At 38.3% G+C, this 9,524-nt stretch carries 8 protein-coding genes and 3 pseudogenes; 6 read left to right on the top strand and 5 right to left on the bottom strand.

Annotated features, from left to right (window positions below):
- Together HMPREF0083_RS29110 and HMPREF0083_RS21390 are read left to right on the top strand one after the other, a co-directional pair.
- A partial coding sequence (locus HMPREF0083_RS29110; RefSeq protein WP_209421091.1) for a hypothetical protein occupies positions 1-182 on the top strand: 182 nt, incomplete at its 5' end.
- A gap of 45 nt (positions 183-227) precedes the next feature.
- Positions 228-1,041, top strand: a pseudogene (locus tag HMPREF0083_RS21390) (alpha/beta fold hydrolase); the annotation flags it as partial.
- A gap of 2 nt (positions 1,042-1,043) precedes the next feature.
- On the opposite strand, the pseudogene HMPREF0083_RS21395 reads toward HMPREF0083_RS21390, so the two are convergent.
- The 3 genes and pseudogenes from HMPREF0083_RS21395 to HMPREF0083_RS21405 all read right to left on the bottom strand — a co-directional run.
- Positions 1,044-1,534 (bottom strand): annotated as a pseudogene (locus tag HMPREF0083_RS21395) (serine hydrolase); the annotation flags it as partial.
- 605 nt (positions 1,535-2,139) lie between these two features.
- A complete protein-coding gene (locus HMPREF0083_RS26610; RefSeq protein WP_051354752.1) occupies positions 2,140-2,781 on the bottom strand; it encodes an HMG-box domain-containing protein in 642 nt (213 codons plus the stop codon).
- 493 nt (positions 2,782-3,274) lie between these two features.
- The gene (locus HMPREF0083_RS21405) at positions 3,275-4,186 is read right to left on the bottom strand and encodes an SDR family oxidoreductase (RefSeq protein ID WP_021623896.1); all 912 of its coding nucleotides are present in this window, start codon (positions 4,184-4,186) and stop codon (positions 3,275-3,277) included.
- Positions 4,187-4,292: 106 nt separating this feature from the next.
- On the opposite strand from HMPREF0083_RS21405, the gene HMPREF0083_RS21410 reads away from it, so the two are divergent.
- The 4 genes from HMPREF0083_RS21410 (at position 4,293) to HMPREF0083_RS26615 (ending at position 8,087) form a co-directional block, all read left to right on the top strand.
- Positions 4,293-5,264, top strand: a complete 972-nt coding sequence (locus HMPREF0083_RS21410; protein ID WP_021623897.1) for a helix-turn-helix transcriptional regulator — start codon at positions 4,293-4,295, stop codon at positions 5,262-5,264.
- A gap of 266 nt (positions 5,265-5,530) precedes the next feature.
- On the top strand, positions 5,531-6,184 hold the full coding sequence (locus tag HMPREF0083_RS21415) for a TetR/AcrR family transcriptional regulator (RefSeq protein ID WP_040304304.1): 654 nt from the start codon (positions 5,531-5,533) through the stop codon (positions 6,182-6,184).
- Positions 6,185-6,189: 5 nt separating this feature from the next.
- Positions 6,190-6,894 (top strand): YqeB family protein, encoded by a 705-nt coding sequence (locus tag HMPREF0083_RS21420; RefSeq protein WP_021623899.1) that lies wholly within the window; start codon positions 6,190-6,192, stop codon positions 6,892-6,894.
- 182 nt (positions 6,895-7,076) lie between these two features.
- Positions 7,077-8,087, top strand: a complete 1,011-nt coding sequence (locus HMPREF0083_RS26615; protein ID WP_148316034.1) for a DUF998 domain-containing protein — start codon at positions 7,077-7,079, stop codon at positions 8,085-8,087.
- Between the two features lie 246 nt (positions 8,088-8,333).
- Here the strand turns inward: HMPREF0083_RS26615 and HMPREF0083_RS21430 are convergent.
- A pseudogene (locus HMPREF0083_RS21430) lies at positions 8,334-8,582 on the bottom strand (phage tail protein); the annotation flags it as partial.
- A gap of 217 nt (positions 8,583-8,799) precedes the next feature.
- On the bottom strand, positions 8,800-9,186 hold the full coding sequence (locus tag HMPREF0083_RS21435) for a VOC family protein (protein WP_040304306.1): 387 nt from the start codon (positions 9,184-9,186) through the stop codon (positions 8,800-8,802).
- Positions 9,187-9,524 lie beyond the last annotated feature (338 nt).

Below are 9,524 nucleotides of genomic sequence, written 5' to 3' on the forward strand. Positions count from 1 at the left end.
CGTGTTCCCTCGTCTTTTTCTCACAAGGAAGAGATACGGCCGCTTTGTGGCGCCACACAAGAAAAACAAAGGGGACGCACACCGTACGCGTCACTCTTTTCTATCCATCTATGGATACCAAGGGTGTTGATTGTCCAGAAAGAAAAAAGGCCACCACAACAGGACACAAGTTTGTTTCTTAGTTATTTCCTGCATTTTATATCATTTGCCAATCGTGTAGGTTACAAATGAGTGTAATAGAAAACGGGACATTGCAAGTCCCTGGAGCGAACATCTATTATGAGGTACGTGGCTCAGGCCCAATCCTTCTTTTGATCCACGGCGGAGGTGGTGATGCTGATAAGTTCCATAATGTTGCCCACCATCTTGCTGACCGGTACACGGTTGTTACTTATGATCGTCGTGGTCATTCCCGCAGTAATCCCGCCAATCAAGCTGAGGATTATCGCGTGAAGACACACAGTGGTGACGCTCACCGCCTGCTAGCCAAACTGACGAATGAACCGGCGTACGTATTCGGGAGCAGCTCCGGTGCTGTCATCGGACTCGATCTGTGCATACGTCATCCAGGGCAAATACAGGTATTAATCCTGCACGAACCAGTCTTATTGCAACTTTTATTTAGAGATGAATTGAAGCAGAACAGGAAATTAATGGAAGATTTTAAGAAGAATCATCAAAGTGAGGTTGTGAAGTTAGCTTCAAATGTAGGAGTGGATACTAGCAATTCCGAACAATCGAAGGATGTGCTAACAGAGCGACTTCTCCGCAATTCAACGTATTTCGTTGAGTATGAAATTCCAGGCATTCTCAACCATACGTTTAGATATAGATGCATTAAAGACTGAGTTAAAATCTACATCAACGCAGGTATTTCCAGCTGGCGGAAGTGCTTCGCGGGAGTTTTTTGCTTATCGTTGTGCAGTTGCCCTAGCAAAACAACTGGGAACCGAAATTGTAGAGTTCCCCGGACATCATGGGGGCTACGACACAATGCTTCATAAAGAATTCGCTGAAAGGTTGCACAACGTTTTAGTGAATTATTTTTCTGTGCTACGAGTAATAATGATTGAAAGTAAGTGCGCCCCTGCAGTAGAATATTCAACGCTCCAATACTTCCTTTTTGACCTAGTATATTCAGAATATACTTTACCCAGTCAGATTGCATACACATCTTGTCCAACGGTCCGTGCCAGTCCTCAAATGGATAAAGAGCCGTCATAGTGAGAAGATGTCGTATGGTGATTTCTTGTTTTTGCGTATCAAAAGGATTGGGAATATACTCAGGGAAAAAGTCCAACACCTTCTGATCCACATTTTTAATAAACCATGCATCTATGATAATACCAATGATGGCAGATATTATGCTTTTCGTTACAGATGCCACATGGTATGTATCATTTGGTCCAAAGCCATTAAAATATCTTTCATAAGCGATATATCCATTTCTTACAACAATCACACCATTTATATTGCTGCATTCAGATTTTATCACAGGATCAAGCTTTGAAAATTTTTTAGAATCAATATTCAAGGTATTTAGATCCGAAGATTTCCTTTTTGTTGCGATTCATTTCGAATGTACCATGTTATAAAAATAAAGACATTTGATTTTTTAAAATTTATACAACCAAGGCCACCCATGATGATAAACTCCAAGCCATTCAGCTTATTCGTGAACAGGGTCACGAAGATATGCACCGTCCTCTACGTTTCTCGAAGCGGTTATTATGAGCGGAGCAAACGTAAGGAAGGTTAGCGAGTCAACGTCGAAAAGAGCTGGAGACGCAAGTTCACCGCGTTTTCCTAGAATCTCGCTGTTTCTATGGCAGTCCCAAGATCACACAAGTTTTAATTCGGATTGGGGCAGCCAGTATGGTCACACGAGTATGAGAATCGTCTTACAACGTATGGAAAGATAGCGTGAGCCGTAAAGGTAACGGTTATAATAATGCCTGTATCGAGTCCTCTCATAGCACGCTAAAAAAGAACCCATTTATCTTGAAACCTTTTCACACACGTTTAAAAACAAACTCCTTCCTCTCCCCTACAAAAACAAAAGGGAAACATTGTATTCACCTCTCCCTATATGACAATATTCGTCAAAAATGAATTTTTATCATAATCACTTTTTTATTATTAACTAACCCCGCCTTGTGGACTACAACGGAATTCTAAACTTGCTCTATGAGTCGAATAAATACCAGCTAATTTCAATTCTCCTCCAATACTAATTTCAAATGTGCGACCACCATCAATCAGTCTTGGGGTATAACCTGTTTGTTTCCAGGTTCCTTTTGATGTTCTCGAAGTTACAGAGTTAATCGTCTTAAAAAATTGTCTCTTAGCAGTATGATTATACTCTGTCTTAAAAGAACCTGTAACATATAAACCTACAGTTACACCTTCAGCATGAATCTGCGTCTCCTTCGTTTTTGTAACAGCACCAAGAGCAACAGGACCAGATGAATTTGATAATTGGAAATTTTCAAATCTCAAATTAGCCCTAGCAATTGCTTTTTGTCTAAATTCTTCCGGCTCAACCCAATCTTCTTCAGTAAACTCATCAAAAGGTGCAACCCACATATTCGTACCCCCATGCTCCGCCACTACTTCTTCGATAATTTTAACGTATTGCTTGTAATACGCTTTTTTTTGTTCTTGTGTCAATTTTGCCTGCCCCAAATTATTCTTTTCAACGGATATATCTTCAACGTTTTTAGTAGTGATTTCTTCTGCGAAAATTGATGCAGGGGCGATTGGTGCTGCCATTAATCCCAATAAAGAAATACCAGCTACATATTTTTTTAGAGACTTATTCAGTTTTATTCCTCCTCCTCAAAAATGTAATATATTTACAAGTGATATAATACCATAAATTACAAACTATTAAAATACTTTATTCTACATTTTAGGAAATATATCAAAAATAGTGTTGATTATACACTTTTAGGTAGGCTTCTCCCGCAGAAGTCGATATCATTTTTTATGAACCGCTTTTTGCCGGTCCGGCATTGGCGCCACAAAGCGGCCGTGTCCCTTCCTTGTGAGAAAAAGACGAGGGAACACGCCGACGCGTGCATCTTTTCTTTCACCTTATGGATAATCAACAGGCGTGGTTATATATATCTGATTTGATAAATCGACACATGTTTGTGGTAGGCGGTCAGAAAAAGACACGTGGGCCTTTCTTCTGCCAGAGCGCAGGGTGCATCCCCCTTTTTTCCTCCCCCTTTCCAACCACTTGAACCTTTGTTACTATGTCAAGTGGTTTCTATATATACCCTTCTGCATTGGCAGGCTTTCCAGCCTCCCGCACTTCAACTAAGTATCTCCAGCAATCTGGCTGAGATCCATTAATATCAAAAAAATTATACATTTTAGCTAATTGACCGCTTGATAGTGAGTGCCCATTTAAACTATGCTTATTAGGATCTGCTGCTATTGCAGAAACTGCTCGCCCTATAAAACGTGGTGTTTCAGAGATAATGAAATGAGGTTCTAACTTTGTTGCATCCATCCAGTTTTCTTCAGTAACCCCAAAATGTTCAAGCATTATTTCTGAACGCATCCAGCCAGGTGTAACAGAAACAGCCGTGCATCCATAAGGAGAAAGTTCATGCGCCAAAGCCTTAGCCATGCGATTAACTGAGCTTTTAGCTAAGTCATAAAACAAAGATAGACGGTAATTATTATTGTTATATTCTTCTGTACCGTCTGTTACTTCTACCACTAATCCTCCCTCATTTTTTATTAATAAAGGCAGTGCGTAATGATTTGTTACGAGATGAGTATCAATAGCCAAGCGTAGCATCCTTAATCCTTTTTCAAGGGAGTGCTTCCAAACAGGTGTATTCCACTCTATTAAATACTCCCCTCCCCATATGTCATTAACCAGTATATCCAGTCTCCCTTGTTCTTTTTCGATTCTTTTCATTAAGGATTCTACTTGTTCAGGTACAAGATGGTCTACTTGAACAGGAATCCCAATGCCACCTAAATCATTTACTAGATCTGCGGTATCTTCAATCGTTTCAGGGCGCCCGTATTCAGAAATCTTATTTCGTGTAGTACGGCCAGTAATATAAACGGTAGCTCCTGCGGCACCTAATTCCATAGCGATTCCACGTCCTGCCCCCCTCGTTCCACCTGCTACCAAAGCTACTTTCCCCTCTAAAGGCTTCATTCATATCACATCTCCACTTTTAAGATATGTATAGTATAATTCTTAATAATGACATCTTTTGTCATATAATTAATATCTTTTATACCATTTTATAAAGGTGGTAAATATGCGGGCAGATAGATTGATCTCTATTTTACTGTTGCTGCAAAATAAAGGGAAATTGACGACCAAAGAATTGGCTAAAGAATTGGAGGTGACTGGACGTACGATACATCGAGATATGGAAGCGTTGAGTGCAGCAGGTATTCCTGTTGTAGCTGATCGGGGGAAATCCGGTGGATGGAGATTACTTGAACAATATCGGACAAATTTAACGGGTTTAAAAGCCAACGAATTAAAATCTTTACTCATTTCACCATCATTTCAAATGCTTACTGATCTAGGTTTGGCAAAAGATTGGCATGAAGCACGTCAAAAAATTCTCGCTTCGATTCCAAGCGCCTTACAGAATTATTCCCATGATATTTGGAATCGAATCCATGTTGATACAACCGCATGGAGACAGTCACCTGAAAAAATTGAGTCATTTAAAATTTTGCAAGAAGCGATTTGGGATGAAAAAAAACTACAAATTGAATATGAGCGGTCAGACGGAGAATATGTTGAACGAGTTGTTAACCCGTTAGGATTAGTTGCTAAAGGAAGTACATGGTATTTAATCGCGTCCTCAAACGAGAAGATCCGAAGTTATAGAGCTTCAAGAATAAAGTCTGTAATATTAACGAAGGAAACGTTCTTCCGACCAAATGACTTTAATTTAGCCCAGTATTGGAATGACTCAACACAGGAGTTTATTAAAAGCCTGCCAAGATATGAGGTAGATATTGAAATTTCTTCGTCTATCGTTCAGAGAATAAAGTTTACCGGGCGGTTTGTTCAAATATTAAAAATTGATTCCCCTTCAGAGAACGGATGGATTCCTGTAAGCCTGTGTTTTGATACGGAACAAGAGGCAAAAGAATATATTTTAGGATTCGGGGATCAGATAAGAATTATTCGCCCCAAAGAATTAAAGCAAATGATCTATGATATGGCAAAAAGCGTAGTAGATTTTTATGAACAAGAGAATTCAATGTAAAATAAAATTGTTCCTAATTATTAACTATATACATCTGATTATTAACTCAACTGCATTTCGTGATAGCTTAATAAGCCGATTCGTAAAGGGGATACATTTCGGAAATTTTGTATGCTAAGCAGATTTTAATCACTGAAACTCTCACATATACATCTCTTGTAATATGAACTTAATGTATTGACTTCATATTTTTTTATGGTATTATTTGATTGGTTAATCAAATAAAAAAATGGTCATTCAATAAAATAATCAAAGGAGTGAGTGTAATGAAGGAAGCTCACAAAGAAAAAGGAAAACAGTCGTTTATCGCTGAGGCAAGACGTGAACAAATTATAGAAGCTGCGATCAAAACACTTGATGATATTGGTTACGTAAAAGCAAGCCTTGCCCAGATTGCAAAAAATGCAGGAATAAGCACAGGACTGATTTCTTATCACTTTTCAGATAAAAGTGATTTGATGAATCATTTACTAATCAGCCTTTTAGAAAGATCTACTGCGTATATATTGGAGAGAGTAGGTAAAGAAGATACTCCCCAGAAAAAACTGGAGGCATTTATATCAGCAAGCCTGGCTTATCAAGGTACCCATCATGAACGTAATACAGCCCTGTTAGAAATTATTTTTAATGCTAGAACACCCGAGAATATCCCGTACTATAAGTTAAGTGATGACCAAGAAGATCCCCTCATGAATGAACTTCAACAAATACTACATGATGGCCAAGAACAAGGAGTCTTTGGAGAATTTAATGTAGATGTTATGTCCAATTTGATTCAAGGTGCAATTGGAGAGTATATGCTTAACACTTCAATAACAAAGAAGGTTGATCTAGAAACATATAGTGGCGAACTCATAAACATTGTTGAGAAAGCCGTCATCAGCCCGAAGGAAAAGAAACACTTAAACAATGGAAGGTGAACTAAATGACGGGATCTATATCACCAAAAAATAAAAAAACTGTTATAGGCTTTTCTACAACAACAGGAATCATCCTGTATGGAGGGTTTGGAGCAGCAGGACTTGTACTGGGTTATTTCCTACCGCAACTGGCAGCCTGGGCTGTAAAACTTCCGTGGGTACCATTTGAGGGACCTTTGAAACTAATCAACTCCTTTAGTGGCATTTGGTTAGATATGATTATAGCGCTTCTGGGTTTAATCGTGGGCCTCGTGGTTGCCTCTGTCGCGGTAAAGGAGACACTTGTTGTAACAATTACTGATGAAGAAGTTCAACTTGATAAAGATGGACACAAGCAAACAATCGGACAAAAGGAGATCGACACTGTTTTCTTAGATGGGAAACAACTGGTGATCCTCGGGAAATCAGGATATGAACTTGCACGGGAGAAAATTGATGAATCTCCCAAAATGGTCGTTTATGGCTTCAAGAGACATGGTTATTCCTGGTCATCAGAGGGAGATCCTTTTAAATATGAGTATAGACGATGGGTACCAGATACGCCTGATATATCAACAACTGCTAATGCTTTAATGAGGGCGAGAGAAATTGCATTGCAAAAGAAAGATGTTAAAGATATAAAAGACCTTCGAAATGAACTTATAAAACTTGGGTATATCGTACGTGAAGAAGAGGCGCGTCAATACTGGCGAAAAGTACACAAGACATAAGGAAGGATTATTGTCCATTCCACAAAAGGCGAGCTTTTCTTGAAAGGGGATTGCCCATCCTTATTCTGTATTGGGTGTGAATATTGACATAGATATGGGGATAGTTCTTTGGAAATAAACATCTTACCACCTTGTTAAGAAAAAAACTCCATGTTATTGAAAAGGCTGTGAACGAAGGAATAATGATAAATAAGAACAAGGTAGACCTATCATTACCCAAAACTAGGAAGAAACGACTTTTACCATCTGTTTTACTGTTTTTTCTCGCGCCGGTATTCGGTGAATACTTGCTCGGCAACCTAACATTATCTCAAATTATATTGGTTCCTTTTATTGCACCTCTTTATGGTGGTGGCGCCCTGCTTATACGTGAGGTTACACGTAGATCTGGACTTGGTCCTGCGACTATGCTTATCCTTGGCGTCGCTTACGGGTTAATAGAGGAAGGTTTAGTTGATCAGATGCTATTTAACAGATCCTATTTCACTGGCCAGGAACAGATAAGCGGCACTTATATGCCTGCATTGGGCATGGATGCCTGGTTAACTATTATCGTGCTGGCTATGCATGCGATTTGGAGCACTTGCATCCCCATTATACTAGTAGAAGCACTATTTCCTGAATTTGAAAACAAGCCATGGCTTAATAGAAAAGGGCTTTTTTTTACAGCCTTTATTTTCATTATTGGATCAGTGTATCTCTGTTACTCAAGCTATTTGGAAAAGAAATTTTTCGCCTCGGCACCAGAACTAATAGGAACCGTTGTAGTTGTCATTGTACTTATTACCGCTGCTTTTACATTATGTAATCGAACGAGAGTTTTAAAAACAGGGTTTACCCCGAATCCCTGGATTGCTGGTTTTATTTCGTTAGCTGCTTCAAGTCTATTTATGCTTACAGATATGCTCTATGGCTGGATTACAGTTATTGTATGCCTATTGCTCGCTTTCGTTTTCTTCACATTAATCTATTTTTGGTCATATCGTATAGGATGGGGTACCATGCACCGACTTGCAATCACAGGAGGCGGAATATTAACCTATTCCTGGTTAGGTGTATTTATGGAACCTGAAACAGGTTCCAAAATGATGATTGACTATATAGGAAGCGCAATATTTGTTTTAATAACAATAACACTATTAGTTGTTGCTATTTGGAAAGTATATAAATATGAGATGAAATCGGATATGTAAATCCTTAACGTTGTAAATTTGCGTTTTGCTGTCGATACCACATGCCCATCAAGTTAAAATTTTCCGGTACCCTCAAAACGAAAAAAACACTATTCTTTCTCTAAAACAATCGTTTTTGAGACTCATAACATAAGAAAAATATCACTCTTCAGCTATACTGAAAGGTGATATTTTTCTTCGAAAGCCGAATATTTCAGAAAAGCGCCCTTTAAAGAAATAAACTAAAATATGGGTTTAGTTCTAAAGCCGCTTCTTAGGGTCATCAACCGTATACATGACGTTGACCTCAAGACCATCCTCATAAAAGACGTAGGCAAATTTGATATTTTCCACTTGAAAACGCGACGTTTCTAAAGGTTTAGCCGCAAATTCACGCTTGTATTTGTTCATAAAGTAATGGGCTTCATTAGCACGTAAACCAGCAAGTGCTTCTACTACAGGTGAAGACTCTAAACCAATCGTAGACACATTCTTAAAATCAACGATATAGGATATTTCCATCCCTCCTTTTATCTCTTTATTTCGTAATAACAGAAATCCGCATTTTACCAAAAACTAAGCCGTTTCGCTGCCTAATCTCAACCGTTGCATTTGGGCCAGCAAGCTTATTATTCAATTCATCGCTTATAAGGCTCTTCTACTACTAATACTTCACAATCTACAAGTAAAATTTCTTAGAAACATTGCATTTACTTTTAATTTGTACAATCAATTACAGCATTTTATATATTTCAATCAGGTTCCCATCTGGGTCGCGAAAATGTGCAACACGTGCTTGCCATTCCTTACGATCATACGGTTTATTAATAAATTTAATTCCATTTTCTCTGAAACGGTCATAAGTCTTATCCACATCTCCTACTTCAAATTGAAGCAGGAATCTTGATTGAGATTCACCTTCTAAAGACTTATTCCCCTCTCCGACCACCTCGGCCATCACTTTTCGAGATAAAAGTTCAATTTTCGTTTCCCCATTATTGAAAAGCGCATATTCCATTTCTTCTTCATACCAGCTTATTGGAAGTTCCAATAAATCTTTGTAAAACTTGGCACTTTTCTTAAAATCATTAACCAAGAGTCTGATTTGTAACAACTTCAATTCAATCACCCCCTATAATATTAACCATTTAACCAACATCAGTACCAATCATGATACAGTGAACGTTTTTTGACCACACTATCATTATAAACATACTTAACTGACACTAATGGTCAGTCAATTGATCCCGAGGAGATTTAGGATGTTCAGTAAGTTCTATCTTTCCGAATTAGCGTTTTTACCTTTATTAACAACTACCATACCGCTTTTGGACTTATCTCGGACTTACCCCATCGCCATCAAGTTAAGAAATTTGTTGTTAGCTCGATGTTGATATACTGGGAAATATAATATTATTCTGAAGTAATTTTTCACGCCTGTTGATTATCCATAAGGTG

Origin of the sequence: Aneurinibacillus aneurinilyticus ATCC 12856, from assembly GCF_000466385.1 — a bacterium.
GTDB classification, from domain to species: Bacteria; Bacillota; Bacilli; order Aneurinibacillales; family Aneurinibacillaceae; genus Aneurinibacillus; species Aneurinibacillus aneurinilyticus.

Excerpts from the sequence above, each read along its gene's own strand:
- HMPREF0083_RS21405 (WP_021623896.1), bottom strand. The coding sequence starts at position 4,186 with ATGAAGCCTTTAGAGGGGAAAGTAGCTTTGGTAGCAGGTGGAACGAGG.
- HMPREF0083_RS21420 (WP_021623899.1), top strand. The coding sequence starts at position 6,190 with ATGACGGGATCTATATCACCAAAAAATAAAAAAACTGTTATAGGCTTT.
- HMPREF0083_RS26615 (WP_148316034.1), top strand. The coding sequence starts at position 7,077 with ATGATAAATAAGAACAAGGTAGACCTATCATTACCCAAAACTAGGAAG.
- HMPREF0083_RS21415 (WP_040304304.1), top strand. The coding sequence starts at position 5,531 with ATGAAGGAAGCTCACAAAGAAAAAGGAAAACAGTCGTTTATCGCTGAG.
- HMPREF0083_RS21410 (WP_021623897.1), top strand. The coding sequence starts at position 4,293 with ATGCGGGCAGATAGATTGATCTCTATTTTACTGTTGCTGCAAAATAAA.